The sequence below is a fragment of the Mesorhizobium sp. M0854 genome (genome assembly GCF_040319815.1).
Lineage (GTDB): Bacteria > Pseudomonadota > Alphaproteobacteria > Rhizobiales > Rhizobiaceae > Mesorhizobium.
Genome location: NZ_JAMYOL010000007.1, coordinates 180,029 through 205,968 on the forward strand (window position 1 = coordinate 180,029; position 25,940 = coordinate 205,968).

The following is a 25,940-nucleotide window of genomic DNA, read 5'->3' on the forward strand; positions in this document are numbered from 1 at the left end:
ATGGACATCGTCAAACTTGCAATCAGCAATGCCCGGCTGACCATTTCGGTCCTGGTCTTTCTCATCCTTGCCGGTGCGGTCGCTTACCAGTCGACGCCGAAGGAAGCGGAACCCGACGTTCCGATTCCGATGATGTATGTCAGTCTGATCTACCAGGGCATCTCGCCGGAAGACTCCGAGCGCCTCCTGCTGCGGCCGATGGAAGCCAAGCTGAAGAGCCTGAAAGGCCTCAAGGAGATGCGCTCGGCCGCCTTCCAGGGCGGCGGTTACGTGCTGGTCGAATTCCAGCCACAGACGGATCTCGCCACGGCGCTGCAGGACACGCGCAGCAAGGTGCAGGACGGCAAGGCCGACCTGCCGCAAGCGGCTGAGGAGCCCGTGGTCTCCGAGGTCAACATCTCCGAGTTTCCCGTCCTGGTCGTGACGCTGTCGGGCGAGGTGCCCGAGCGTGTGCTGACGGCGGCGGCGCGCGAACTGCGCGACCGCATCGAGGAAGTGCCGGGCGTGCTCGAGGGCTCATTGCAGGGCGCGCGCGACGACCTCGTCGAAGTGGTCATCGATCCGATGAAGCTGTCTTCCTACGGGCTGCAGCTCGACCAGTTGATCGGTGCGGTCGGCGCTTCCAACAGTCTTGTCGCCGCCGGCAACATCGAAGGATCCGAGGGCAAATACGCGGTCAAGGTGCCCTCGCTTATCGAGACACCAGAGGATGTGGCGGCGCTTCCGGTCGTCGCCGGCCCCAATGCGGTGGTGCAGGCCAAGGACATTGCCACCATCCGCTCCACATTCAAGGACGCCGAGACGGTCACCCGCCTCGACGGCAAGCCGGCGATCGCCATCGAGGTGAAGAAGCGCATCGGCTCCAACCTGATCGATACGATTGGCAAGGTCAGGGAGGTGTCCGACGCCTTTATCAAGACGATGCCGGAGGGCATGCACGTCACCTACACGCAAGACAAGTCGGTCTTCGTGAACCAGTTGCTCGGCGACCTGCAGAACCACGTGATGATCGCCGTGATCCTGGTGTTCATCGTCATTCTCTACGCGCTGTCTGGCCGTGCCTCGCTGCTGATCGGATTGGCCATCCCCTCGTCCTTCCTGATCGGCATCCTGTTGCTGGCAATGATGGGCTACACGATCAACATGATCGTGCTGTTCAGCCTCATCCTGGCGGTCGGCATGCTGGTCGACGACGCCATCATCGTCACCGAATTCGCCGAGCGCCGCATGAGCGAGGGCATGCCGAAGGAGCAAGCGTTCGCGCTTGCCGCCAAGCGCATGGCCGGCCCGGTCATCGCGGCGACGATGACGCGCATTGCCGCCTTCTCGCCGCTGTTGTTCTGGCCGGGCATCATCGGCGACTTCATGAAATACATGCCGATCACGCTGATCGTGACGCTCTCGGCCTCGATGCTCTATGCGCTGGTCTTCGCGCCGACGCTGGGCGCGATATTTGCCAAGGCGCCGGCTCATCACCCCGACGACAATCGCGACGGCTGGTACATGGCCGTGGTCAAGCAGGCGGTGCATTATCCCATCACCGTGCTTGTCCTCACTGTGGCGCTGTTGTTCGGCGTCGGCTACGCCTATTCGAAATTCGGCGCCGGCGTCGAATTCTTCCCGAATGTCGAGCCTGACTACGGCCTGCTCTATGTCCACGCCCGCGGCAATCTTTCGCTCGCAGAAATGGACGCGGCCACCAAGACCGCGGAAAATCGGCTGCTCGGTTGGCCGGGCGTGAAGTCTGTCTATACCCGTGTCGGCAAGACGCAGGGCGGCGGCCAGGATGTTCCGGAAGACGTGGTTGGCGTGATCCAGTACGAATTCGTCGACTGGCGCGAGCGTAAATCGGCGAATTCAATCCTGGACGAACTGCGCGGCGTTATGGCCGGCATTCCCGGTGTCGACGTCGAGGTTCGCGTGCCGGAAGCCGGCCCGCCTACCGGCAAGCCGATCCAGATCAGGCTTTCGGCCGTCGATCCGAAGGGCCTTGACGACAAGGCCCGCGCCGTCGCCGCGCGCATTGCCAAGGTGCCCGGCGTCATCGATATTTCCGACGGTCTGGCGCCGCCCGGCGTCGACTGGGCGCTCGAGGTCGATCGCGCCAAGGCGGCGCAGTACGGCATCAGCCCGACCGCGGTCGGGACGGTCGTGCAATTGGTGACCAACGGGCTGAAGCTCAGCGAGTACCGGCCCGCCGGCGCCGACGATGCGGTCGACATCAGACTGCGCCTGCCCGAAGATCGGCGCACGCTGTCGACGCTCGACGAACTCAGGGTGCAGACCGCGCAAGGCTCGGTGCCGATCTCGAACTTCGTCGTGCGCAAGCCGGAGCCGACGGTCGGTATCCTCAACCGCATCGACGGTGCGCGAACGGTCGTCGTCCAGGCCAACGTCGCTGCCGGCGCCCAGGTGGCTGCCGTCCAGCAGGAGGTCACCAAAGCTGTCGCCGACATGAACCTCAGCAGCGGCATTCGCTGGAAGCTTGCCGGTTCGAATGAGGACAGCGCAGAGGCTGGTGCCTTCCTCAGCAAAGCCTTCGGTGCGGCGATCTTCCTGATCTTCATCGTGCTTCTGGCGCAGTTCAACAAGTTCACCAGCGTCTGGCTGGTGCTGTCCTGCGTGGTCATGGCGACGATCGGCGTGTTCCTCGGGCTGCTGCTGACGGGAGAGGCATTCGGCATCGTCATGTCGGGCATCGGTGTCATCGCGCTGGCCGGAGTGGTGGTGAACAACAACATCGTGCTGATCGACACCTATGACCGGTTGCGCGAAGAGGGCTGGGACAAATACGAAGCCGTTCTGCAGACCTGCCGCGAACGTGCCCGTCCGGTGGTGCTGACGGCGGTGTCGGCGATCCTCGGCGTGCTGCCGATTGCTTTCGGCCTCGGCCTCGAAATCTTCCATCACGAGACGACGATCAACGCGCCGTCGACGCAATGGTGGATTTCGCTGTCCTCGGCGATCGTCTTCGGCCTGTCCTTCGCCACCGTGCTGACGCTGGTGGTGACGCCGTCGATGCTGATGGTGTTCACTCGCGCCAAGGTCAAACCCGGTGCGCGTCGGGGCTGGTTCAGCCGCCTGTTCGGGCGTCGCAAGGCCGAAATCCCGTCGAAAGGCCTGGACGCCGATCTGGGCGCCGAACCGGCGATCGCCTTCCCGAAGGCCGCCGAATAGAGTCCGGCTCGCCGTCCTGATCAAGCAAGGCCGCCCGGGAACAATGGGCGGCCTTCTGCATTGTTCCGTCATTGCAACCTCAAAGCGAGGATTTTCTGATGACGATCAGCACCATTCTCATCATTATCCTTATTCTTATTCTGATCGGCGCGGTTCCGGCGTGGCCGCATTCCCGGTCCTGGGGTTACGGACCATCCGGCATCGTCGGCGTCATCCTGATCGTTGTCCTGGTGCTGCTGTTGATGGGCCGGATCTGAGCGCAACCTTCCTCCCCGACCAGCGGCGGATGACCGTGAGGCCATCCGCCTTTTTTTGGTTTGTTGTCAGGCAGCTTTTTGCGTCGTCTTGATCGTGGCGATGCCGATATCCTCGAGCGCTTCCGACACCGCATTTTCCAGCGGCGTGTGCGGGATCGTACCGATGACGCTTTCCAGCCTGCCTGAAACCAGCCGGTGCGGCTCGAAGCGGAGATAGGACATCGAAACGATCTCGCGCCACATCGCCACGAACGGGCCGCCGGCACGCAGCACCCACCACGGCATCGACGTCAGTTTCAGCGTGCGTCCGAGCGCCTTCTCCGCGGCCGCCTTGATGTCCAGATCGGTCACCGCATGGCCGGGAAAGTTCAGCGCCTCGTAGAAGCCGAGCTTGTCGAGATTGTCAGCCAGCCCGACGAAGGCCTTGGCCAGGTCGGGCAGATAGGCCCATTCATGCACGAGATCGACCGGCCCTGGGGCGGTATAGACGCCCTTGGTCATCTTGGCGGCAACAACCAGATCGAACCACGATCCGCTGCCGGTGCCGCCGAAGAAATCACCAGCGCGCAGCAGGATCGTGCGCACCAGACCCGCGTCGGCCTCGCGGCGAAACAGATCTTCCATGGCGACGCGGATACGGCCCTTTTCCGTCGTCGGGCGAAACGGCGTGTCTTCGGCGATCACCGCCGGCATCTGCGAGCCGTAATTGTAGACGGTGCCCGGGAAGAGATGCAGCGCGCCGTTCGCCCGGCAGGCAGCCATCACATTCTCGGCCATCGGCAGGCATTTGCTCCAGTCGGTGTAGAGCGGGTTGAGACCGTTGAAAATGATATCGACGCCTTCGGTCGCGCGGATCAGCGCAGCACGGTCGAGCGCGTCGCCGGCGATCGCCGTGGCGCCTTTGAGCTCGGCCGGCACCTTGCCGCTGCGGGTGATGGCACGGACATCGTAGCCGGCATCGATGAAGGCCTTGGCCACCGTGCGGCCGAGGCGGCCATTGGCGCCGAGAATTGCGATCGTGGTCATGGTTCGTCTCCGTGTTGCGTTACGACCCCAATATTGTCTCTCCGCAAACGAATGGAAATTGACTACGACTGGCGATGTGATATTCAATTTTAAATGGATATTGACTGGAACCTGATCAAGAGTTTCGTCACGGTGGCGGAGACCGGCAGCCTGTCGGCGGCCGCACGAAAACTTGCCGCAAGCCAGCCGACGCTCGGCCGCCACATCGCCGAGCTGGAACAGGCGCTCGGCGTCACCCTGTTCCGGCGCGGGCGGCGTGGCTATGCGCTCACGGAAGCAGGCAGCACGCTCTTTGAACGGGGTCGCGCGGTGAGCGAGCAGGCGAGCGCCTTTTCGCTGCTGGCGCTGGGATCGGTCGAGGCGATCGAGGGTACGGTGCGCATTGCCGCCAGCGAAGTGGTGGCGGCCTATGTGCTGCCGGAAATCACAGCGAGGCTTGGGACCGAGGAGCCGGGCATCGAGGTCGAGATCGTCGCCTCGAACCAGGTCGAGAATCTGCTGCGTCGCGACGCCGATATCGCCATCCGCATGGTCAAGCCGGCGCAGAATGAATTGGTCGCGCGCAAGGTGACCGACATTCCGCTCCGCGCCTGCGCGGCAAAATCCTACCTCGACCGGCGTGGCCGTCCGCGCGAGGCCCGCGATCTGGCCGGCCACGATCTGGTCGGCTTCGACCGCAGCGACGAGATCATTCGCGGCTTCGCCCAGTTCGGCGTCCCGCTCGCCCGCAATGCCTTCCGCTTCAGGACCGATAATCAGATCGTGCTGTGGGAAGCAGTGCGGGCGGGAAACGGCATCGGCTTTGGCCAGGAGCCGCTCGCCGACCGTGATCCGCTGGTCGAGACAGTGCTGCCGGGTCTCCCGCTGCCGACGCTGCCGGTGTGGCTGGCCATGCACCGCGACGTGCGTACCAGCGTCCGCATCCGCCGCGTCGCGGATTTCCTCTACGAAGAGTTCAAGCGCTATTCAGCCGGTGCAGGCTCAGCAGCGAATTCGGCACGGTGAGCGAGGCCGGCCATCACCAGCACGACGACCAGCAGCCCGGACAGAGCGACGAAGATCGGGCCGAAGCTCGAGTGCTCGGCGATGAAGCCGATCGCCGACGGCGCCACCAGAATGCCTGAGTAACCCATTGTGGTGACGACGCTCATGCCGGTGCCGGACGCCATGCCCTCCTGGTTGCCGCCGGCCGAAAAGATGATCGGCACCATGTTGGCAATGCCGAGGCCGCAAAAGGCAAAGGCGGCAATGGCCAGCCAAGGCGAGGGAGCCAGCCCGGCCACCAGCATGCCGGCAGCAGCGGCAAGGGCCGAGGCGCGCAACGTCGTAACGGCACCGAAACGGTTGCGGACGCCATCGCCGAGGAAGCGCATGACGGCCATGACACCGGAAAAGGCGGCATAGGCCAGGCCTGCGACGGCAAGATCGGCGCCGAGTTCCTGCCGGAGATACAGCGCTGCCCAGTCGAGTACCGCTCCTTCGGAGATCATCGTCAGCAGCGCCATAAGTCCGACCAGATAGACCAGCGGATTTGCCGGCAACGCGAATTTGTGGTGCTCGGCGACCGGGTGCTTGTCCTCGGCGATCAGGTAGCGGATCGCTACGGCGATTACGGCAAAGGCAAGGGCCGTCACCACTGTCGCATGGGCGAGGTGACCGTAGTTCTGGATGGCGAAACCGCCTAAAGCGCCGCCGGCGAAACCGCCAAGGCTCCAGAAGCCGTGCGAGGACGACATGATGGCACGGGACAGCCGCCGTTCGACTGCCACTGCATTGGCATTCATGGCGACGTCCATGCCGCCGATCGAACCGCCGAAGATGAACATGGCGATGGCTGCAAGGGGCACGTTGGGGGCCAGAGCCACAACCAAAAGGCCGAAGCTGCCGGCAAGTCCGAACCAGCGCAGCACCGTGCGCGAGCCATGCTTCGAGATCAGATGGCCGCACCAGGTCATGGCAGTGACGGCGCCGGCACCGAACAACAGAATCAGCAAGCCGAGCGTGAACTTCGAAATGTCGAGTCGCGTCAGGAACACCGGGATCTGCGGCGCCCAACTGCCGGTCAAGAAGCCGTTGGCGAGGAAGATGCCGGCCACTGCCCAGCGTCCACGAATCGCGATCTGCGTGATTTTCTGCGCGTCCATCGGGTAGAATCCGGTCCGGAAATGGCGTTGCGCGGCAAATTAGATCGATTCAATTCACAGTCAAGCGCTCTTCGCCGAAAGTGCTTGGACCAGACGCTACGTCCTCTCGCATCGGCCAACCATCTCGGCGGTCCACTCCGAAATCCCTACGGCTCGGGATAAGGTGCGCCATCCTTGTGCACAAACCGGCCGTCAGCGTTGGTGCTCATCATGTCGATGTCGGAGCAGGTGGCGACGTCGTCGGGCCAGCGCGAACCGACTTCGAGATAGATCGCCATCCCGCCCGATTTATTGATCATGTGATGGCCGTTGCCTGATCCTTTCGGAAAGGCCGCGCAATCACCGGCGCGCAGCACCGTCTCGCCGGCATCTTCGACGAGCGTCAGCTCGCCTTCAAGCACGTAGACGAATTCGTCTTCGTGCGAATGCCAGTGGCGCTGGCTCGACCAGTTGCCCGGCGGCAGGCGCATGAGATTGATGCCGAAGTCGGTGAGCCCGCCTGCGTTGCCTAGCCGCTGGCGCACGCGTTCGGCACAGGGTGCATCGAACGGCGGTGGATAGGATGAGCCCTTGCGTCCGGGCACGTCGGCAACGTCAATCTTAGGCACGGCGTCCTCCCTAGTGATCCCTAGGGCGCCTTGCCTCGAACTCGGCCTTCTTGGCGTCGGAGGCTTCGACCTGGTTCAGTGCCTGCCACTCGGCATAGGGCATGCCGTAGATGATCTCGCGCGACTGTTCCTTGCTGAGTTCGACACCTTCGGCTTGCGCCGCATCGCGGTACCAGTTGGACAGGCAGTTGCGGCAGAAGCCAGCGAGGTTCATCAGGTCGATGTTCTGCACGTCGGAATGCTCGCGCAGATGCGCGACCAGCCGGCGGAAGGCAGCGGCTTCGAAATCGCGCTTTTGTTCTTCGCTGAGTTCGGTCATGTCATGTTGGCCTCCCTTGGGCCTCATCATACCGGCCCGGTGCGCGAGCCGAATATTTTCACCGCATGTATATCGGCACGTCGGTCTATCGCGTCAACGATCGGCGCCAGCCGTTCGGCCCAGGCGAGGGCACCCTTGCGGTCGGCGATCAGGTCCTGGCGGACCTCGAGCAACGCATGGGCAAAGCCGTTGACGATGGCGTGCCTGAACATGGTATCGCCGCGCAGTGCGCCGTCATAGGGTTCGTTGTCGCCGACGATGAGGCTCTTGTCCTCGGCGAGCATGTCGATCAGCGGCCGCGCAACGCGGTCGTCCAGATCCCACAATATGCCGACGTGCCACGGCCGCACGAAGCCCTGCATGGTCGGTGTGAAGGAATGCACCGAAAAGATGAAGGGTGCCTGCGCGGATGCTCGCGCCACAGAGGCGATCATGGCGCCGACGGCATCATGATAGGGGCGGTAAAAGCGATCCAGCCGTCTTTCGCGCTCCTCCGGGGCCATGGGATAATTTCCCGGGATGACGGTGCCGTCATAGAGCTGGCGAATCAGCGTTGGATCGTCTTCGCCGCGATTGGGGTCGATCAGCAGTCGCGAAAAATTGGCAAGCACCGCCGGAACGCCGAGCTGACTTGCGAGTTCGCGGGTTACAGTCTCGACGCCGATGTCGTAGGCGATGTGGCGGTCGAACTCCGCCGCCGGCAGGCCGAGACTGCCATACTCCTCCGGCAGGTCGCGGCGGGCGTGATCGGCCAGAAGCACCATGCCGCGCTTGCGATCGCCTTCGACGATATCGAAAGGCGCGAAAACTGTGGATCGGGTCATTGGCGGGAAAGGTCTGTTCGCTGGCTTTCGGGGAGGGTGGTATCGTCATTCCACGAAGAGAACGCTTGCGCAATGCCGTTGTTTGGCCACGGTTTCTGCCAAAAAACTGAGCAGGGGCGACGGCAAGCGCGCCAGAGCCTTCTAAATCGATTGGAATTGGACAGATCGGCGCGTTGACATGCGTACGGACTTTTCCGAAAAGGGGCGTTGAGAGATGCAAATGTGGTTCTTGAGGGGTTTCAGGATGGGTTTCGCCGGCAGGCTGCGTGTGCGCCACGCCTTGGCCATGCCGCTCCTGATACCGGCCATGGCTCTTTTCGCGGTGATTTCGGCCTCGCCGGCACGGGCCGATTTCCGGGTCTGCAACGCCACGCAGAACCTGGTCGGTGTCGGCATCGGCTATCGCGCCAAAGCCGGCTGGATCACCGAAGGCTGGTGGCACATCGAAGGATCGAGCTGCAAGACGCTGATCGAGGGACCGTTGTCATCAAGGTTTTACTATCTTTATGCAGAAGACGCCGAGCGCGGCGGACGCTGGGATGGCCCGATCAACATGTGCGTGGCCGAAAAAGAGTTCAAGATCGCCGGCGTTACCGATTGCGTCGCCCGGGGCTTTCAGCGCGCCGGATTCCAGGAATATGACACGGGCGAGCAGGCAAGCTGGATGGTCCAGCTGACTGACGAGCCCGCAACGGATGGCGCTCCAGCCGCCCCGGGAACAAACAGTCAATGAGACGCAGCCGCAAGGTCAAGATCCTCGCCACCATCGGTCCGGCCTCCTCGTCCGAGGAGATGCTGAAGAAGCTGTTCGAAGCCGGCGCCGACGTGTTCCGCATTAATATGAGCCACACCGACCATGAATTGATGCGGACGCTTGTCGGCCGCATTCGTGCCGTCGAGGAGGCGGTCGGCCGGCCGATCGGCGTTCTCGCCGACCTGCAAGGGCCAAAGCTGCGCGTCGGCAAGTTCGCCAACGGCAAAGAGGTGCTGACCGTCGGTCAGACCTTCACGCTCGACGACAATCCCGAGCCCGGCAATTCGACGAGGGTCTACCTGCCGCATCCCGAAATCCTGCGTTCGGTCGAGGCTGGTCATCGCCTGCTGATCGACGACGGCAAGCTCGAGCTCAAGGCGGTCAGCAGCAACGGCAAGGCGATCGTCTGCACCGTCGTCGCCGGCACCACCATTTCCGACAAGAAGGGCGTCAGCCTGCCCGACACCGACCTGCCGGTCGGCGCGCTGACGGAAAAGGACCGCCGGGATCTCGACGCGGTTCTGGCGACCGGCGTCGACTGGGTGGCGCTGTCCTTCGTGCAGCGGCCCGAGGACCTGGCCGAAGCGCGCAAGATCGCACGCGGCCGGGCGCTGATCATGGCCAAGATCGAAAAGCCGCAGGCCGTCGCCCGGCTGGCCGAGATCATCGAGCTTTCGGATGCGCTGATGGTCGCCCGCGGCGATCTCGGCGTCGAGATGCCTCTCGAAGCCGTGCCTGGCATTCAGAAGCAGATCACCCGCGCCGCGCGCCGTGCCGGCAAGCCGGTGGTGGTCGCCACGCAGATGCTGGAATCGATGATCACCGCGCCGGTGCCGACGCGGGCCGAGGTGTCGGACGTGTCGATCGCCGTGTTTGAAGGCGCCGACGCGATCATGCTTTCGGCGGAGTCCGCCGCCGGCGCCTATCCGGTCGAGGCGGTGGCGATGATGAACCGGATCGCCACCAAGGTCGAAACCGACCCGACCTATGCCGGCATCATCAACGCGCAGCGCTCGGAACCGGAAGCGACCGGAGCCGACGCGATCTCGCTCGCCGCCCGCGAAATAGCCGAGACGCTGAAGCTGTCGGCGATCATCACCTATACCGCGTCCGGCACGACCGGCTTGCGCGCCGCGCGCGAGCGGCCGCAAGTGCCGATCGTGGCGCTGTCGCCGATCCTCAACACGGCGCGGCGGCTGTCGCTGTTGTGGGGCACGCATTGTGTCGTTTCCCCCGACGCCAGCGACCTCGACGACATGGTCGACCGCGCCTGCCGCATCGCGTTCGATGAAGGTTTCGGCAAGCCGGGCGACCGCGTCATCATCACGGCCGGCGTGCCGCTGAGGACGCCGGGCTCGACCAACATGCTGCGCATCGCCTATGTCGGATCGGAAGTCGGCCGCTAATGTCGGCCGCGGCTGCCGGATAGGCCGGCTGCATGGCGCGTCGTAAACGCGGCGGCCCGGTGCATTGACGGCAGTTGGGCTGCGATCAACGCCGAACTCCGCCAGCTTGCATCAGCCTGTGACCGGCCGTGAAGCGGTTCGAAGGCCCTATCCGACTTGAGCTGGAAGTCAGTTAAGGTAATCTCTCCTGGGAGAAAGAGGAGGGTGATCCAATGTGGATGCGCACTGATCTTCTGGAACTCCTCGGCATTGAGCACCCGATAATCCAGGCGCCGATGAGCGGCATCACCACGCCGGAACTGGCGGCGACAGTCAGCAATGCCGGGGCGCTTGGCTCGCTCGGATGCGGCATTCTGCCTGCGGCGGCTATCCGCGAGCAGCTCACGGCGACACAGCACGCCACCAATCGTCCGATCAACGTCAACTTCTTTGCGCACCCGGCGCCGATACACGATGATGCGGCAGCCCAAAGTATGCGAGACCGCCTTCGCGGCTGCTATGAGGAGGTCGGCCTCGGACCGGTGCCCGAGCCGGGCGAGCCCTTCCCCACCTTCGATCGTGAGCGTCTCGAAATTGTGCTCGAGCTGCGCCCCAAGGTGGTCAGCTTCCACTTCGGTCTACCCGACACCGCAATTGTGCAGCAGTTGAAGGCGGCCGGCTGTACTGTCTTGTGTTCGGCCACCACCGTCTCGGAAGCGCGCCAGCTTGAGGCAGGAGGGGTGGACGCCATTATCGCCCAGGGATACGAGGCGGGTGGGCATCGCGGCACATTCACTGGCGACCCTGCTATCGGCACAGCCGGCACTATGGCACTCGTACCGCAGATTGTTGATGCCGTGCGGGTGCCTGTAATTGCCGCCGGCGGTATCTTCGACGGTCGCGGCATTGCTGCCAGCTTTGCACTTGGTGCATCTGGCGTGCAGATCGGCACGGCTTTCCTGGCCTGTCCTGAAGCCAATGTGCAGCCAGTCTATCGCGCAGCATTGCGCTCGGCCAACGACGAGAGCACGTCGGTGACTCGCTGCTTCACTGGCCGCCCAGCTCGCGTGGTGCGCAACCGGTTTGTGATGGAAATGGCTGGTGAGGAAGATGCAGTGTTGGCGTTTCCGCTGCAGGCGAGTCTGGTCATGCCGCTTTCGATGGCAAAGGATGAAAGCAAGCGGGCTGACTTCTTGCCCACTTGGGCCGGGCAGGGCGTTGCGAAGCTGCGGGAGATGCCGGCCGCCGCCCTTGTGGAGAAACTCGTCACAGAAGCAAACGGCATAGATCGGGCCTATAGGGGAGTAGGGGAGTAGGGGAGTAGGGGAGTAGGGGAGTAGGGGAGTAGGGGAGTAGGGGAGTAGGGCGCATGTGTTCCACAGTGCAATCTGCACCTCTCACATAGTCCCTTACTCCCCTACTCCCTTACTGGTCTCAAATGCCTTCGCCGGCAAGCTCCTCGGAAAGTGCGGCGACCTGGTCCTGGGCGCTGCGCATCATTGGGTAGATGCCGAGCACGCGCTGCCAGGCCTCAAGTGCCGACTGCTTGTGGCCGGTTTCGGCCATGATCTGAGCCAGGCCCGAAAGCGCGCCGAAATGGCGTGGTTCGAGCTGCAGGGTGCGGTCGATGTCCGCCATCGACTTCCCGTAGTTCTTCATCATGAAATGAACAGTGGCGCGCCGGTTCCAGCCTTCCGCATAGGTCGGCTGCAAAGTCACAACCTGATCGAGGAAATCGAGTGCAACATCGAATTTCTGGTTTTCGATCGCCTTCTGCGACCATTGCATCATCAGGTCGATAGAGGCGCTGCCCGACTGGGACCACTCGCTGCCGATCCGTCCGGCGATGCGCTCGGCCGCCTTTTCATTGCGTTCGCGCTTGAGATCGGCAAACAGCTGATCGAGCCGCGCCTGTTTCGTCTTGACGACCGGAGGTGCTGCCGGCGGAGTTGTGGTCGGATCTTCAGCCCACGCCGGCAGCGAGACAGCGCCGGAAACGAGGAAGGCCGTGAAAAATGCAAAAAGAATCCGCATCGCGGGAATCTAGCCCCCGACGCCGGATCGTCAAACTGAATTTAGCGTGAGAGTCGTATCATGCGAACGGAGGCGCGCAGCCTCCGTCGAAAACTCAACCCTGGCGCGCCTTGTAGCGCGGCGCGGTCTTGTTGATGATGTAGACGCGGCCCTTGCGACGAACCAGCTGGTTGTCGCGGTGACGCGCCTTCAACGCCTTGAGCGAATTCTTGATTTTCATGGTCTTGCCCGTCGGTCTGGGCCCGGTCACGGGCCGAATTATTAAGGCGCGCCCACAGACGCGCCTTTGAACTGTGCGTGGCTCATAGACGAGGAGCGTTGCCCGTGTCAACCGCAAGCGCGTTGCCTAAACGATACGGACCGTTTCGTATCATCAAATATCCGTCACTGGCGTTGCGCAGGCTTGAGACGGCTGGAATGATGCGGTTGCGAATTGGAGATCGTCATGCGCCGAATTCTTGTGTCCGCCTGTCTTGTCGTCCTCGCGGCAGGTTCTGTTGCCTATGCGCAGGAATGCCACCGCAACGACGACAGCCAGCAGATGATGAACATCTGCGCCGACGCGGACTACAAATCCGCCGACGCCAAGCTCAACAAGGCCTACCAGGATCTCATCGGCGGAACTGACGCAAAAGCCAGGAAGCTGTTGCAGACGGCGCAGCGCGCCTGGATCGCTTTTCGCGACGCGGAATGCAGCTATTCGGCCGCGGACAGCGAAGGCGGCTCTATCTATCCGATGCTGATATCGGAATGCCTGACGCGGCTGACCGACGATCGCACCAAGCAGCTCACCGCCGATTCGACCTGCGCGGAAGGCGATGTTAGCTGCGCCAGCCCCGACGAGGACGAGAGCGGCGAAATCCAGTAAGCGTAGGTTCTAACTTTGTGTTTGAGCATGATCTTTTCCGAAAACCGGATTCCACTTTTCGCTAGCGCGGACCTTCGGTTCGGGATCATGCTCTAGCTGCGGCGGCTCACGCGCGTAAAATGGCCCATCTTGCGGCCGGGCCGCGCCTCGGCCTTGCCATAGAGGTGCAGCATCAGATCGGGCTCGGCGAGCAGCTCAGGAACGCGCCTGACATCGTCGCCGATCAGGTTTTCCATGACGCAGTCGAACTGCCGGGCGGGATTTCCCAGCGGCAGGCCGGCGACGGCGCGGATGTGCTGCTCGAATTGCGAGATGGTGCAGGCGGCCTCCGTCCAGTGGCCGGAATTGTGGACGCGCGGCGCTATCTCGTTGGCCAACAGCGAACCGTCGGCAAGGACAAAGAATTCGACGCCGATGACGCCGACATAGTCGAGCGCTGCAAGGATCTCTGCCGCCGCCGTTTGAGCCGCAGCCGCCGTCTCGGATTTTACTCCGCCCGGCAGCGTCGAGCTGTGAAGAATACCGTTGCGATGGACATTCCACGCTGGATCGTAGGCGGCGAGCAAGCCGTCGCTGCCGCGCGCGGCGATCACCGAAATCTCGCGCTCGAAGGTGACGAAGGATTCCAGGATCAACGGCACATTGCCCATCGCCTCGCAAGTGCCGGCAAAGCCGCCTGTTTCCATGTTGCGGAAGACACGCTGGCCCTTGCCGTCATAGCCCATGCGGCGCGTCTTCAATATTCCGCTGCCGTTGAACTGTTTCAGCGCAGCCGTCAGTTCCTCGTCATTGTCGACGGGGCTGAAATCCGCGGTCGGTATGCCGATGCCGTTGAGGAATTTCTTTTCCGCCAGCCGGTCCTGCGCCACTTCCAGTGCGCGTGCCGGCGGATAGACCGGCACCGTAGAGGCAAGTGCCGCGGCGGCCGCGACCGGTACGTTCTCGAATTCATAAGTAACGACGGCACTGGCCGCAGCCAGCTCGCTAAGCGCGGCCGCGTCGTCATAGGCGGCGACGATCTGCCGGTTGGCGACCTGTGCCGCCGGGCAATCCGGCTGCGGCTCCAGCACGACGATGCGGTAGCCGAGGCGGGCCGCGGCCATCGCCAGCATGCGGCCAAGCTGGCCGCCGCCGATGATGCCGATGCTCGATCCCGCCGGCAGGCTCACGGCGCGTCCGTGGGCTCGGCGGCCACCTTGGCGGTCTGCGCGGCGCGCCAGCTATCCAGCCGGGCGGCGAGCTTTTCGTCGCTCAGCGCCAGCACCGCGGCGGCCAGAAGGGCAGCGTTGGCGGCGCCGGCCTTGCCGATGGCCAAAGTGCCGACCGGAATGCCGGCCGGCATCTGCACGATTGATAGCAGCGAGTCCTGGCCCAACAGCGTCTTTGATTCCACCGGCACGCCGAACACCGGCAGCGGCGTCATCGCCGCCGTCATGCCGGGCAGATGCGCCGCACCGCCGGCACCGGCGATGATCACCTTGTAGCCGGCCGCCTTGGCGCCCTTGGCGAAATCATAGAGCCGGTCGGGCGTGCGGTGGGCCGAGACGATCAGGCGCTTGTGCGGAATTCCAAGCGCCTCAAGCGTTTCGGCGGCGTGGCGCATCGTCGCCCAGTCGGACTGGCTGCCCATGATGATGGCGACGTCGGCGCGGTGATCGTCCAAGCTTCAGCTCTCCGGCGGCAAAAGCGCGCATTAGCTGAAATCGAGGGGAGCCGCAAGGATGGCCGGAAACGGCAAAGCCGCTTGTGTCGTCTCCGTGGCTGCGCACATGCACAGGAGCGGTCTGTCATCGGGTGGCCGCTGCTCGGAAGCGGTTGACGAAGTCGTCAAGTTCAGGCCGTTCGACATCGGAAATCGCCCAGTAGGAAAAAGCGCTGTCGCTCCAGTGCACCAGCGAGAAGCCACCAGCAGAAAGATCGACCGGCGCGGTTGTCGAGCCGGTTTCCTCGGGCGCCGCGACGAGAGTGATCAGGTGCTCGCGGTGCCTGTAGACCAGTGCCGGCACTGGCTGGTCGGCGATCACCTCGACCCGGCCGCCGAGCAACGCGAAGCCGTCACTGGCAAGGTCAGGTGCCGGCGGCGACAGGCCGACCCTGCCATCCAGCCAGGGTTTGACCGTGTGCCGGTCCGACGAGACGACGTCCACGGGGCTGGCTGCCAGCAGGCTGCGGCGATGGCCGCTGGCGACTGCGGCGGCAAAGCTGTCGGGCGCCCCGCTGAGCATCACCCATTGCGTCACGCCGCTGGCCAGCACGGCGGTGACGAGGATCGATGCCGCCATTGCGCGCCAGTCGAACGCGCCGAAGCGGCCCGGCCGCGTTTGGGTTGGCCGCATGTGGGTTGGCACGGTTTGCGGCGGCCGCGTCGGCGCCGGCCGAGCCTGTGCCTCGCCAGTCGCGCCGATCGCCGCGATGCGCGCATTGAGGGCGTCGCTGACCTGTGGCAGCGCCAGCCTGCCGACAGCGGACTGCAGCGCCACGATGCGGGCATGCTCGGCCGCGAGCGCCGGATCGGCGGCAATGCGCCGCTCGACCGCCAATGCTGCCGCTGCGTCGAGCTCGCCATCGACCAAGGCATGGATCATCAGTTCCACGCCTGCCGGGTCATCGGGCAGTCCATCGTTGTGCGCGCTCATGGCGCCCTCCCAAGTTGGGATATCAGCAGACCGCGCGCTCTCGCCAGCCGCGACATCACCGTGCCTAGCGGCACGCCAAGCAGCGTCGCGATCTCGCGATAGCTGAGGCCGTTGATGTCGCGCAGCACCACAGTCTCGCGAAATTGGTGCGGCAGCGCGGCGATCGCCGCCTCGAGTGCGGCCGTGTCGGCCTTGGCGATCAGGCTTGCCTCAGGACTATCCGTATCCGGCAGGCCGGCGCCATATGCAGCCGTCATGTCATCGAGGTCGCTCAGGTCGCCGACGGCGACGATACTGCGCGGCCGGTTGCGCGCCAGCCAGGAGTAAGAGGCGTTGCGCACGATCGCCAGCAGCCAGGCGCGCGCATTGCCGCCGGCATAGCCGGCGATGCCCGCATGCGCCTTCAAACAGGCCTCCTGCACCACATCCTCCGCGTCGGCGGCGTTGCCGGTCAGCCAGCGGGCAAGCGCAAGCGCATCCGCGAGATGAGGCAGAACCACCTCGCGAAAGCGCTCGGTCGCGGCCTCTTGGTTCAACACCGTCGCATCGCCCGGCATCCCGGGCAGAACCTTCCGAAAATCCTCATGGAGCGACGGTGATCCTGCCCTGCATGTGCGGGTGAAGCCCGCAGAAATAGGCATAGTCGCCCACTTTGGTGAAGGTGAAGGCGTATGTGTCACCGGTGTCAAGCGCCTTGGAGCGAAACGAGGCATCGTTGGCGACCACCAGATGCGGGATGTCGTCGTCATTCTCGAAGGTCACGGTAGTGCCCTGCTTTACCGTCAGCACCGCCGGCGTGAAGGCAAAGTTCTCGATCTTGACCATTGGCTGGCCTGCTGCGTTCAGTGGCATGGCAACCATTATCAGGATCGCCGCCAAACCGAACGTGACAGGGGATACGACCAAGACGCGGGATGGGAAGCGGATCATCGCATTTCCCCTCAGGCCAGCGTGCTGTCGATGATGGCGAGGTCCTGCCCGCCTTGCTTGACTGTCACGCTGCTTGTGCCGAGCAGGCTGCGCAACTGGCCGGCAGGTACCGTCATCGGCCCGGGTGAGGCTGCGGTGCCCGGCGCCGGTTGCGGGAAAGCGGTCGAGCGCGCGGTATGAAAGGTAACGTTGCCTTCGACCTTCTGCATGATCTGGTGGATATGGCCGTTGAGTACGGTGACAGAGCCGAAGCGCTTGAGCAGCGCCAAGGCCTGCGCCGCGTCGTCGGTGCCCCAGCCCCATTCGGGATAAACAGCCCATAGCGGGATATGGGCAAAGACGACGATTGGCGTCGAGGCGGTGACCGCCTTCAGATCATCGGCCAACCATGCCAACTGGTCGGCGCCGAGATTGCCCAGCCCGCCAGCCTTCAGGTTGACGACGTTGACCAGCCCGATGAAATGGACGCCGTTCTGGTCGAACGAATACCAGCCAGCGCCCTTGGTGCCCTTGCCGTAGCGGTCGAGATAGGCCTGGCCATTGCCGTCATCGATCAGGTCGTGCTCACCGGGCACATAATGCACGTCGAAGCCTGCGCCGCCGATGATCTGGGCAGCGTTGTCGAACTGCGCGGCTTTCGACAAATGGGTGATGTCGCCGGTGTGGATCATGAAAGCGGGCTTTTGCGGCAACGCCTGGATCTTGCCGATGGCCTCCTTCAGCGTGTCGATGGCGTGCGGGTTGGCAGCCTTGTCGAAGCCGATGTGGCTGTCGGAGATCTGGAGGAAAGTGAAGCCGGTGGCCAAGGCCTCGGCGGCTTGCGACGCACCGAGCAGGCTGAGCGAAACCGGCACGCCGGCCGAAATTGTCCACAGCACTCCCGTGCCGGCCCAGATCATGCATTCCAGTGCATGACGGCGGCTGATGCCGTCAGCTTCATTGTCGTGGTGGTGGATCATACCGGTCTCCTGCACGCCGGAAATGGCGTCTGTTTGGGAGACCAATGGGCGGGGTGGTTTATTCCGCCCGAAGACTAAAAGTTCATTCACACTGCCGTGATGGCGCACTGGCCCGATGCGAAGCCGGTGCTGGAAGGCACTGGCTCGACCACGCTCTGGCGATGTCTAGTCCGGCCAGCGCAGCGCTCCGGCGGACTGCTTGCGAGCGGGTTTCATCGCATCCGCGGGCCGATCGGCAGCACTCAACACCGCCCGCAGGCGTTCGGCAACGATCTCCGCCTCGCCGGGATGGAGATTGCACGGATCAAGGAAGAAGTGACCGCGCTCGACCTCGTGGTTGCGCACGATCACGGGCGGTGAACCCGCCGCAAGCGCCGAGGCGAGGCCGGCGGCGGTGAAGCGGCTTTCCGGCGCAACAAACACCTGCAGGCGGTCGAGAGGATTTCCGGTCGGATCTGGAATGATACGTGCCTCGATGCCAGGCAGGCCCTGCAATGCGGTTTGCCACAGATGCAGTGCGGCTTCTTCCCGCTGGCGAATGCCGGCATGGTCGCGCCGCTCCCAGGCTTCCAGGGCCGCCATGGTGCCGGCAATGCTCTCCTTGCCGACCTTCATGGCGCGCGCAACGCCGCGGTTCTGGAGATAGGCGGCCCGTACCAGATCCTTGCGGCCGGCAACGATGCCGCTTGTCGGCCCTGAGAGAAATTTGTGCCCGCTGTAGACAACAATGTCGGCGCCGCGCGCCAGAAAGCCACGCAAATCGTACTCCGAGGCGGCGTCGACGATCACCGGCACGCCCTTGGCGTGGCAAATCTCGCAGAACTCCTCAAGCGAGAGCATGCCGTATTGCACGGTGTGGTGCGCAACGACGTAGAGGGCTGCCGCCGTCCGGTCCCGGATCGCCTCGGCAACATGATAATCCTGGGTGACGCTGACCGTGCCGGCAGGCACTGCCTTGGCTCCGGCAAGCCGGATCGACTGGTCGATCGGCGCGCCGTAATTGACGATGTGACCAAGCTGAACGATGACCTCCGATTTGAGGCCCTCGGTGTCGTGCGGCAGCCGCTCGATCGCAAGAAGGCTGGTCCCGGTCATCGCGCCGGCAATCGCCATTGTTATGCCGCTGGCGCAGCATGCGGTGATGAAGCCGGCCTCGCCGCCGGTAAGGCGTGCAATCACCCTACTTGCGGCGCGCTGCAGATCGTCCATCTCGACCCATTGCGAGGCCATTTCCGACATTGCGGCAATCGCTTCTGGCACGATGATCGAAGCACCGAGTGCCGTCATCGTGCCGGAGACATTGATGATTGGGCGAAGGCCAAGCCGTTCGCGGATTGTCGTGTTGGAACGGTCAGCGGCATAGGTCGTCATCTCTGTAGATCCTGTTTAAGATTTCAGGCGGCGATCTCGACGACCGCCTCGATTTCAACTGTGATGTTGCCCGGCAGCGAGCCGACACCGATCGCGGAACGGGCATGTCCGCCAAGCGTATCAAAGACGGCCGCGAAAAGATCGGAACAGCCGTTCACCACCTTGGGATGCTCGCTGAATGTCGGCGTCGCATTGACAAAGCCAAGCAGCTTGACGACGCGCACGATGCGGCCGAGGTCGCCGGCCGCCGCATGCATGACGGCGAGCAGGTTCAGGCCGGTCAGACGCGCATGCCCGTAGGCCTCTTCAACGCTGACATCCTCTCCGACCTTGCCGGTGCAGAGCGCGCCATCGGCGCGCAACGGCCCCTGGCCGGAGAGGAAGATCAGCCGTCCGCTCTCGGCATAGGTGACGAAGTTGGCGATGGGCTTCGGCGGCTCGGGCAGTGTCAGGCCCAATTCCGCGAGCCGGATGTAAGGCGTCATAAAAGCTCCTTGCGACGGCTTTCGCCGTCCGATGTCAAAAATGCGAGGCGCGAAACCGCGCCAGGAAACTGCGAAGGCGTTCATTGTCGAACCCCGCCGCCAGAATCTCGGCGGGTGGTCCGACGGCACTGACGCCGCCATCCGCCATGAAAACGATGCGGCTCGATGCGTCGCGTGCAAAAGCCATTTCATGCGTGACCATCAGCATCGTCATGCCGTCTTCGGCGAGGCTGCGCACGACCTCGAGCACCTCGCCAACCAGTTCGGGGTCGAGCGCCGAGGTTATCTCGTCGAGAAGCAATATCTTCGGCTCCATCGCCACGGCGCGGGCGATGCCGACGCGCTGCTGCTGGCCACCGGAAAGCTCGGCCGGCAGACTGTCGGCTTTGTGGGCGAGGCCTACGCGGCCGAGCCAGTGCTCGGCAATGGTGCGGGCCTCGGCATTGCTCTTGCCGCGTACCTTGCGCAGGCCAAGCATGATGTTGCCGGCCGCAGTCAAATGCGGAAACAGATTGAAGCTCTGGAATACCATTCCGGTCTCGGCTCGCATCGCCGCCAGGTCACGCTCGCTGCGTCGCTGGCGTGTTCCCGTCTCGCGATAGCCGACTTCTTTGCCGTCGATACGGATCGAGCCGCTGTCGTAGCTCTCCAGGAAGTTGACGCAGCGCAGCAGCGTGGTCTTGCCGCTGCCGGAGGGGCCGATGACAGTCACGACCTCGCCGCGTGTCACTTGCAGGCTGACGGAGCGCAGGACCTCGACGGATCCAAAGGCTTTGGAAACCTCGATGACATCGAGAAGTGCCGGATTCTGGTGCGAGGCGTTGGACATCGTGCTATTCCCGGATGAAGGAGAAACGCCGCTCCAGCCGCCGGCTGGCCAAGGAGAGGGCGTAGTTGACGGCGAAGTAGACGAGCGCACCGAGAATGTAGAGCGGCATCGCCTCATAGGTGCGGCCGATGACCTGGTTGATTGCCTGCATGAGGTCGGTGATGCCGAGCAGCGAGACCAGCGCGCTGCCCTTCACCGCGTCGGTGACGCCATTGATCCAGGGTGGCAGGAAGCGCCTGAACGCCTGCGGAAAAATGACGTAGGCCAGCCGCTGGCGAAAGGTCAGTCCGATCGCCAGCGCCGCCTCGGACTGACCCTTGGGAATCGAGCCGACGGCGCCCCTGAGATATTCGACCACCTGTGCGGTCTTGAAGAGGGTGAGGGCGAACACGGCCGCCCAAAAGGATTCCAGATGCAGCCCCACCGCGGGCAGGCCGTAATAGACGAAGAAGATCAGCACCAGGATCGGAATGCCGCGGATGGTGTCGCTGAAGATGCGCACTGCCCAGCGCAGCGGAAAAGGACCATAGACAAGGCCGACACCCATCAGCACGCCGGCGATGAGCGATAACACCACGACCAGCAGCGACACCCACAAGGTTACGGCAAAGCCTTCGGCGAGGAACGGCAAGGCGTAGATGATCTGGCTCAGCATGTCAGCGCGCCGCCTTGAACCGGCGCTCGACGAGCCGCAGCGCGAAAAGCAGCGTGTAGCCGGTCAACAGGTACATTGCCGTCACCACCAGATAGACTTCGACAATGCGGAACGTGTTGAAGTTGATCCACTGGGCGCCATAGGTGAGTTCGGGTACCGAGATGACCGACGCCACGGACGTATCCTTGAAGAGCGATATGAATGTGTTGGAAAGCGCCGGCAGGGTTATGCGCAGCATCGTCGGCAGGCGCACATCGAGCAGCCTTTGCCATGGTGTCAGGCCGATTGCCTTGCCGGCGTCGAGCTGACCGCGCGGCACCGCCTCGAGCCCCGAGCGAAACACCTCGACCAGGTAGGCGCCGCTGTAGAGCGACAGCGTGGCAATGAATGAGGTTTGCGCGCTGTAGGCAATGTCGACCACCGTCGGCAAGCCGTAGAAGACCAGATAGACGAGCAGGATCAGCGGCACGTTGCGGATGAACTCGACATACCCCGCGATGATGGTCCGCACCGCACGTCCGGCCGACACGTACCAGACCGCCAGAACGAGCCCGATGACGATGCCGATCGCGATCGAGATGACGGCCAGTTCGAGGCTTAACAGCAGTCCGCCCCAGAGCTTGTCGAAATGCCGCCAGATAAGGTTGAAGTTGAGAGTATAACCCATGCGTCCTCGTCATGGAGGGCTGTGATGAGAGAAGGCGGAAGGACGTTGTCCTTCCGCCTGCTTGCATCAAATGACCGGGAAACCGGGATGGCGCGCCGGCGGCTCCTGTCCGAAATAATCCTTGAACGCAGCGTCGTAGAGTGCCGTTTCATGGCCGAACATGGCGATGGTGAAGGTCTGGTTGACGAAGGTCAGCCAGTCGAGGTCGCCCTGCCGCAGCGCGGCACCATAAAGCATCGAGAACCAGCTCTTGCCGGCATCGAAGTATTTGTCCGGATTGCGCGAGGCGAGCCAGCGCACCGTTGACAGGTCGACCGCGGCGGCGTCGACGCGCTTCGATTCCAGGGCCTGCAGCACGTTGGCCTGCGTGTCTATCTGCATCACCTGCGACTCCGGCAGGACGATATGCACGTTAGCCTCGGCATCGACATTTTGCAGGATGGAAATCCGCGTCGCCGAACCGCCGGCAAGCAGCTTGTCGAAGGTCTTGTTTTCGGCGTTCGGAAGGGTCAGCAAGGCGATGCCTTCGACGTAGTAGGGTCGGGAGAAGTGGATCAGCTGCGAGCGCTGGGCGGTCATGGTCATGAACTGGATGGTGATGTCGACCTTGTTGGTGGTCACGTTCGGAATGCGCTGAGCCGGATCCTGCATGACGAATTCCACTTTGGTCGGATCGTCGAAAAGCCCCTTGGCGAGAATGCGACCCATGGTGATGTCCATGCCCACCAGTTCGCCGGCGTCGTTCTCGAAATGCCAGGGCGCATTGGTACTGCCGGTGCCGACGATCACCTTGCCGCGCTCGAGGACGGTGCGCAGCAGGCTGTCCGGCGCTGCCTGGGCCGCCGCTTTCTGAACGTCGACCGCGGTAGCGGCGCTCATCACTCCGGCCGTTGCAAGCCCGGCCATTCCCAGTTTCAGAAATTCACGCCTTTTGGATGTGTCGTTCACGGCGACCTCCTTTCGTGTTGAGTTCCCCTTTGGACCAGCAGTACAGGCATCGGTTGCAACTGACGTCATTGTCCCTTACAAGAGACGCCTGTACTCTGTACAAGACAGATTAACATCAGGGATCGATAATGCAAGAAGGTAATGCCTTGGCCGCTCGACCGGACGCCGGTCTGGACGAAGACAAGAACTCGGCTTCTCGGGAGAAGGGCCTCAACCGGGTCCTCCAGATTTTGGAGTTTCTTCACGCGACCCAGCGCGCGATCGGCATCGGCGATCTTGCCAAGGGGGTAAACGCGCCGCGTTCGACGACTTATACGCTTGTGCGCTCGCTGGTCGACGCAGGTCTGCTGGAAATGGCCGGAGACGGCAATCGGGTTTATTTCGGAAAGAAGCTCTATCTCTACGGAATGGACTATGTGCGGGGCAACGACCTGCTCAGGCGAGGGCGCCAGGAAGTCGACCATCTGTCACGCGAGACCGGCGAGACCTCGGAGTTGTGCATGCTGCAAAGCGGCCGCTACACCATCGTCCATTCAAGCCCGGGAACGAGGCCATTCCGGATCAGCTCGGCGACCGGTCTGCAAATACCGCTCCCCTGGACAGCTTCCGGGCGACTGCTCCTCGCCGGCTTCGACAGGGCAGCGATCGAGGATATGGTCTCCGAGGACGATCTCGTGCTGCCGGACGGCCGCAGATTGCAACTCGACGATTTCATAGACGACATCGCCGTCGCCAAGTCGGCCGGCTACTGCGTCACCTCCGGCCTTGTCGATGCCTACACGAAATGCCTGGCCGCGCCGGTCTTTTCAGCGCCGGGCAGGGTCGAGGCGACGATGTGCCTGGTGGTTCCGATCGATACCTCGACCGAAAAGACCGACGACCTGATAGCGTTGTTGCGCGAGCGCGCCGCACGGCTTTCGATCGCGGCATAACCGCTTTTCCAGCAAGCCGGCGCCGGCGTTCGTTCAAGCAATGGCGTTCGTTCAAGCAATAATGTCTGGAATGATCTTGTCTTCCAGCGCCATCAGCCTGTCCTTCAGGAAAAGCTTCTTTTTCTTCATGCGCTGGATCTGCAGCGGGTCGCAATTCATGGCGATCATCGCATTGATGGCCGCGTCGAAATCGGCGTGTTCCTGCTTCAGCCGGGAATATTCGAGGCGGATATCTGCCTGTTCCTGATCGGACATTTTTACCGTCTGCACGTCTGCGGCGCCCAAACTATGGGCCTGATTGGGCGGGACCGGGTCTTCTTGCACCGGCGCGCAGCCCATATCACATTTCATATTGGCGTGGAATGCTACCACGCAGCATTCGACATCGGTGCGCGATGGTGGCACACTGTCATTATGCCGTCATAGAAGCGAGCCTGCGGTGGACGTGCCATGACGGCTGCAATCCGAGGAAACCATGAAAGGGAGAACCAATCATGTCTCTTGCATCCCATCTTGATGAGCTGCAGCGGAAACACGGCGACATCGAACGGGAAATCGACGATGCGATGACCCATCCATCGGTAGACGACCTCGAAATCGTGAATCTCAAGCGGCGCAAGCTGGCGCTCAAGGACGAGATTGAAAAACTGAAGGCGAAACCGACGACCCACTGAAACCCTTCCAGGACTAGAAGCGCCACCCGGCGCGCGATCTTTCCGGTGGCATGTCTCTATGCTGCCGGAAACGCCCATGGATTTGCGGTAAGCTGCCATCTTGTTGTTTCCGATTTGCTGGGCCTGCGCGCCAGTCGCCATTGACAAGCCATCTTTGCTCCTCCACCTCATGCCCGGACCTTCAAGATTAAAGGCAGCCGGCATGACCGGATATTTTTCCTCACCCTTCCCACGCCGCAGGTCGGTCGGTGTCGATGTCGGCGGCGTGATGGTCGGCGGCGGCGCGCCGGTCGTCGTCCAGTCAATGACCAACACCGATACGGCCGATGTCGACCAGACGGTCGCGCAAGTGGCGGCGCTGCATCGTGCCGGCTCCGAGATCGTGCGCATAACCGTCGATCGCGACGAAAGCGCTGCGGCCGTACCGGCCATCCGCGAGCGGCTGGAACGGCTCGGCATCGACGTGCCGCTGGTCGGCGATTTCCACTATATCGGCCACAAGCTCCTGGCCGACCACCCGGCCTGTGCCGAGGCACTGGCCAAATACCGTATCAATCCCGGCAATGTCGGCTTCAAGGACAAGAAAGACCGGCAGTTCGCGGCGATCGTCGAGATGGCGATCAAATACGACAAACCGGTGCGCATCGGCGTCAATTGGGGTTCGCTTGACCAGGAGCTGCTGACCCGGCTGATGGACGACAACCAGGCCCAGGGCTTTCCGCTGACGGCGCAGGAAGTGACGCGCGAGGCAATCGTGCAATCGGCGATCCTGTCGGCCGGAATGGCCGAAGAGATCGGCCTTGCGCGCGAGAAAATCATCCTGTCGGCCAAGGTCAGCGGCGTGCAGGATCTGATCGCCGTCTACACCGAGCTTGCCACCCGATCCGACCATGCGCTGCACCTCGGCCTGACAGAGGCCGGCATGGGCTCGAAAGGCATCGTCGCCTCGTCCGCTGCCATGGGCATCCTGCTCCAGCAAGGCATTGGCGACACCATCCGCATCTCGCTGACGCCGGAGCCGAACGGCGACCGCACGCGCGAGGTGCAGGTGTCGCAGGAACTGTTGCAGACCATGGGCTTCCGGCAGTTCGTGCCGATCGTCGCCGCCTGCCCGGGCTGCGGCCGCACAACCTCGACCGTGTTCCAGGAGCTTGCCCAGAACATCCAGGCCGACCTGCGCAAGAACATGCCGGTGTGGCGCGAACAATATCCCGGCGTCGAGAACCTCAAGGTCGCGGTGATGGGTTGCATCGTCAACGGTCCGGGCGAATCCAAACATGCCGATATCGGCATTTCGCTGCCCGGCACCGGTGAGACACCGACCGCCCCGGTGTTCGTCGACGGCAAGAAGGCGGCGACCCTGCGCGGCCCATCGATTGCCGCGGATTTCGAGAAGATGGTCGCCGACTATATCGAACGGCGGTTCGGGCAGCACGACAAAGCCGCGGCGGAGTAGTT

Annotated in this window: 30 protein-coding genes; 10 read left to right on the forward strand and 20 right to left on the reverse strand. The window is 63.1% G+C overall.

What is annotated here, in order from left to right; all coding sequences use genetic code 11:
- Both NKH99_RS14350 and NKH99_RS14355 read left to right on the forward strand, forming a co-directional pair.
- Positions 1–3,177, forward strand: a complete 3,177-nt coding sequence (locus NKH99_RS14350; protein WP_352613442.1) for an efflux RND transporter permease subunit — start codon at positions 1–3, stop codon at positions 3,175–3,177.
- A 98-nt stretch (positions 3,178–3,275) separates the two neighbouring features.
- Positions 3,276–3,434, forward strand: a complete 159-nt coding sequence (locus NKH99_RS14355; RefSeq protein WP_023678456.1) for a DUF3309 family protein — start codon at positions 3,276–3,278, stop codon at positions 3,432–3,434.
- Positions 3,435–3,500: 66 nt separating this feature from the next.
- Here the strand turns inward: NKH99_RS14355 and NKH99_RS14360 are convergent, their stop codons facing one another.
- Complete coding sequence (locus NKH99_RS14360; protein ID WP_352613444.1) at positions 3,501–4,460, reverse strand: SDR family oxidoreductase; 960 nt, start codon at positions 4,458–4,460, stop codon at positions 3,501–3,503.
- 93 nt (positions 4,461–4,553) lie between these two features.
- Between NKH99_RS14360 and NKH99_RS14365 the strand changes: the two genes are divergently transcribed.
- Positions 4,554–5,465 carry a LysR family transcriptional regulator gene (locus NKH99_RS14365; protein ID WP_353014430.1) on the forward strand — a complete coding sequence of 304 codons (912 nt, stop codon included), beginning with the start codon at positions 4,554–4,556 and terminating at the stop codon, positions 5,463–5,465.
- Here the strand turns inward: NKH99_RS14365 and NKH99_RS14370 are convergent.
- The 4 genes from NKH99_RS14370 to NKH99_RS14385 all read right to left on the reverse strand — a co-directional run bounded on the left by NKH99_RS14370 (position 5,423) and on the right by NKH99_RS14385 (position 8,355).
- The gene (locus NKH99_RS14370) at positions 5,423–6,604 is read right to left on the reverse strand and encodes an MFS transporter (protein WP_352613448.1); all 1,182 of its coding nucleotides are present in this window, start codon (positions 6,602–6,604) and stop codon (positions 5,423–5,425) included. The genes NKH99_RS14365 and NKH99_RS14370 overlap by 43 nt on opposite strands.
- Before the next feature lie 146 nt (positions 6,605–6,750).
- Complete coding sequence (locus NKH99_RS14375) at positions 6,751–7,212, reverse strand: cupin domain-containing protein (RefSeq protein ID WP_352768285.1); 462 nt, start codon at positions 7,210–7,212, stop codon at positions 6,751–6,753.
- A 10-nt stretch (positions 7,213–7,222) separates the two neighbouring features.
- A complete protein-coding gene (locus NKH99_RS14380; protein WP_352471171.1) occupies positions 7,223–7,531 on the reverse strand; it encodes a DUF1244 domain-containing protein in 309 nt (102 codons plus the stop codon).
- Between the two features lie 26 nt (positions 7,532–7,557).
- Positions 7,558–8,355, reverse strand: a complete 798-nt coding sequence (locus tag NKH99_RS14385) for an N-formylglutamate amidohydrolase (RefSeq protein ID WP_353014431.1) — start codon at positions 8,353–8,355, stop codon at positions 7,558–7,560.
- A gap of 286 nt (positions 8,356–8,641) precedes the next feature.
- Here NKH99_RS14385 and NKH99_RS14390 point away from each other — a divergent pair, with 286 nt between their 5' ends.
- From NKH99_RS14390 to NKH99_RS14400, 3 genes are all read left to right on the forward strand, one after another.
- Positions 8,642–9,088, forward strand: coding sequence for a DUF1036 domain-containing protein (locus tag NKH99_RS14390; RefSeq protein WP_352471303.1), 447 nt, complete (start codon positions 8,642–8,644; stop codon positions 9,086–9,088).
- Positions 9,085–10,515 (forward strand): pyruvate kinase, encoded by a 1,431-nt coding sequence (gene pyk / locus NKH99_RS14395; protein WP_352454861.1) that lies wholly within the window; start codon positions 9,085–9,087, stop codon positions 10,513–10,515. The genes NKH99_RS14390 and pyk overlap by 4 nt, the downstream gene beginning before the upstream one ends.
- Positions 10,516–10,727: 212 nt before the next feature.
- The gene (locus NKH99_RS14400; protein WP_353014432.1) at positions 10,728–11,810 is read left to right on the forward strand and encodes an NAD(P)H-dependent flavin oxidoreductase; all 1,083 of its coding nucleotides are present in this window, start codon (positions 10,728–10,730) and stop codon (positions 11,808–11,810) included.
- Positions 11,811–11,928: 118 nt separating this feature from the next.
- On the opposite strand, the gene NKH99_RS14405 is transcribed toward NKH99_RS14400, so the two are convergent.
- Both NKH99_RS14405 and ykgO read right to left on the reverse strand, forming a co-directional pair.
- Positions 11,929–12,528: a tetratricopeptide repeat protein gene (locus NKH99_RS14405; protein WP_352489294.1), complete on the reverse strand. Its 600-nt coding sequence runs from the start codon at positions 12,526–12,528 to the stop codon at positions 11,929–11,931.
- Positions 12,529–12,622: 94 nt separating this feature from the next.
- Complete coding sequence (gene ykgO, locus NKH99_RS14410) at positions 12,623–12,748, reverse strand: type B 50S ribosomal protein L36 (protein ID WP_006327841.1); 126 nt, start codon at positions 12,746–12,748, stop codon at positions 12,623–12,625.
- Between the two features lie 225 nt (positions 12,749–12,973).
- On the opposite strand from ykgO, the gene NKH99_RS14415 reads away from it, so the two are divergent.
- Positions 12,974–13,396 carry a lysozyme inhibitor LprI family protein gene (locus NKH99_RS14415; protein WP_353014433.1) on the forward strand — a complete coding sequence of 141 codons (423 nt, stop codon included), beginning with the start codon at positions 12,974–12,976 and terminating at the stop codon, positions 13,394–13,396.
- Between the two features lie 92 nt (positions 13,397–13,488).
- Here the strand turns inward: NKH99_RS14415 and NKH99_RS14420 are convergent, their stop codons facing one another.
- The 12 genes from NKH99_RS14420 to NKH99_RS14475 form a co-directional block, all read right to left on the reverse strand.
- The gene (locus tag NKH99_RS14420) at positions 13,489–14,565 is read right to left on the reverse strand and encodes a 5-(carboxyamino)imidazole ribonucleotide synthase (protein WP_353014434.1); all 1,077 of its coding nucleotides are present in this window, start codon (positions 14,563–14,565) and stop codon (positions 13,489–13,491) included.
- Positions 14,562–15,059, reverse strand: coding sequence for a 5-(carboxyamino)imidazole ribonucleotide mutase (gene purE, locus NKH99_RS14425; RefSeq protein WP_353014435.1), 498 nt, complete (start codon positions 15,057–15,059; stop codon positions 14,562–14,564). The genes NKH99_RS14420 and purE overlap by 4 nt, the downstream gene beginning before the upstream one ends.
- A gap of 124 nt (positions 15,060–15,183) precedes the next feature.
- Positions 15,184–16,032: an anti-sigma factor family protein gene (locus tag NKH99_RS14430; protein ID WP_353014436.1), complete on the reverse strand. Its 849-nt coding sequence runs from the start codon at positions 16,030–16,032 to the stop codon at positions 15,184–15,186.
- A complete protein-coding gene (locus tag NKH99_RS14435; RefSeq protein WP_352817726.1) occupies positions 16,029–16,589 on the reverse strand; it encodes a sigma-70 family RNA polymerase sigma factor in 561 nt (186 codons plus the stop codon). Before NKH99_RS14435 ends, NKH99_RS14430 begins: the two co-directional genes overlap by 4 nt.
- Positions 16,590–16,614: 25 nt before the next feature.
- A complete protein-coding gene (locus NKH99_RS14440) occupies positions 16,615–16,884 on the reverse strand; it encodes a cupredoxin domain-containing protein (RefSeq protein ID WP_502900047.1) in 270 nt (89 codons plus the stop codon).
- An 89-nt stretch (positions 16,885–16,973) separates the two neighbouring features.
- Positions 16,974–17,918 (reverse strand): metallophosphoesterase family protein, encoded by a 945-nt coding sequence (locus NKH99_RS14445; RefSeq protein ID WP_352452518.1) that lies wholly within the window; start codon positions 17,916–17,918, stop codon positions 16,974–16,976.
- A 168-nt stretch (positions 17,919–18,086) separates the two neighbouring features.
- Entirely contained in the window at positions 18,087–19,292 is a 1,206-nt protein-coding gene (locus NKH99_RS14450; protein WP_352767657.1) for an aminotransferase class V-fold PLP-dependent enzyme, read from the reverse strand.
- 23 nt (positions 19,293–19,315) lie between these two features.
- Complete coding sequence (locus tag NKH99_RS14455) at positions 19,316–19,777, reverse strand: RidA family protein (RefSeq protein ID WP_023678474.1); 462 nt, start codon at positions 19,775–19,777, stop codon at positions 19,316–19,318.
- Positions 19,778–19,811: 34 nt separating this feature from the next.
- The gene (locus tag NKH99_RS14460; RefSeq protein ID WP_353014437.1) at positions 19,812–20,606 is read right to left on the reverse strand and encodes an amino acid ABC transporter ATP-binding protein; all 795 of its coding nucleotides are present in this window, start codon (positions 20,604–20,606) and stop codon (positions 19,812–19,814) included.
- A 4-nt stretch (positions 20,607–20,610) separates the two neighbouring features.
- Positions 20,611–21,261, reverse strand: coding sequence for an amino acid ABC transporter permease (locus NKH99_RS14465; RefSeq protein WP_352452485.1), 651 nt, complete (start codon positions 21,259–21,261; stop codon positions 20,611–20,613).
- Position 21,262: 1 nt separating this feature from the next.
- Positions 21,263–21,928, reverse strand: a complete 666-nt coding sequence (locus NKH99_RS14470; protein WP_023678477.1) for an amino acid ABC transporter permease — start codon at positions 21,926–21,928, stop codon at positions 21,263–21,265.
- A gap of 66 nt (positions 21,929–21,994) precedes the next feature.
- Positions 21,995–22,876 (reverse strand): transporter substrate-binding protein, encoded by an 882-nt coding sequence (locus tag NKH99_RS14475; RefSeq protein WP_031212143.1) that lies wholly within the window; start codon positions 22,874–22,876, stop codon positions 21,995–21,997.
- Positions 22,877–23,022: 146 nt separating this feature from the next.
- Here NKH99_RS14475 and NKH99_RS14480 point away from each other — a divergent pair, with 146 nt between their 5' ends.
- On the forward strand, positions 23,023–23,808 hold the full coding sequence (locus tag NKH99_RS14480) for an IclR family transcriptional regulator (RefSeq protein WP_352471159.1): 786 nt from the start codon (positions 23,023–23,025) through the stop codon (positions 23,806–23,808).
- Positions 23,809–23,859: 51 nt separating this feature from the next.
- Here the strand turns inward: NKH99_RS14480 and NKH99_RS14485 are convergent, their stop codons facing one another.
- On the reverse strand, positions 23,860–24,063 hold the full coding sequence (locus NKH99_RS14485) for a YdcH family protein (RefSeq protein ID WP_023678480.1): 204 nt from the start codon (positions 24,061–24,063) through the stop codon (positions 23,860–23,862).
- A gap of 239 nt (positions 24,064–24,302) precedes the next feature.
- On the opposite strand from NKH99_RS14485, the gene NKH99_RS14490 reads away from it, so the two are divergent.
- A complete protein-coding gene (locus NKH99_RS14490) occupies positions 24,303–24,482 on the forward strand; it encodes a YdcH family protein (RefSeq protein ID WP_023678481.1) in 180 nt (59 codons plus the stop codon).
- Positions 24,483–24,684: 202 nt separating this feature from the next.
- The gene (gene ispG / locus NKH99_RS14495; protein WP_352452483.1) at positions 24,685–25,938 is read left to right on the forward strand and encodes a flavodoxin-dependent (E)-4-hydroxy-3-methylbut-2-enyl-diphosphate synthase; all 1,254 of its coding nucleotides are present in this window, start codon (positions 24,685–24,687) and stop codon (positions 25,936–25,938) included.
- Positions 25,939–25,940 lie beyond the last annotated feature (2 nt).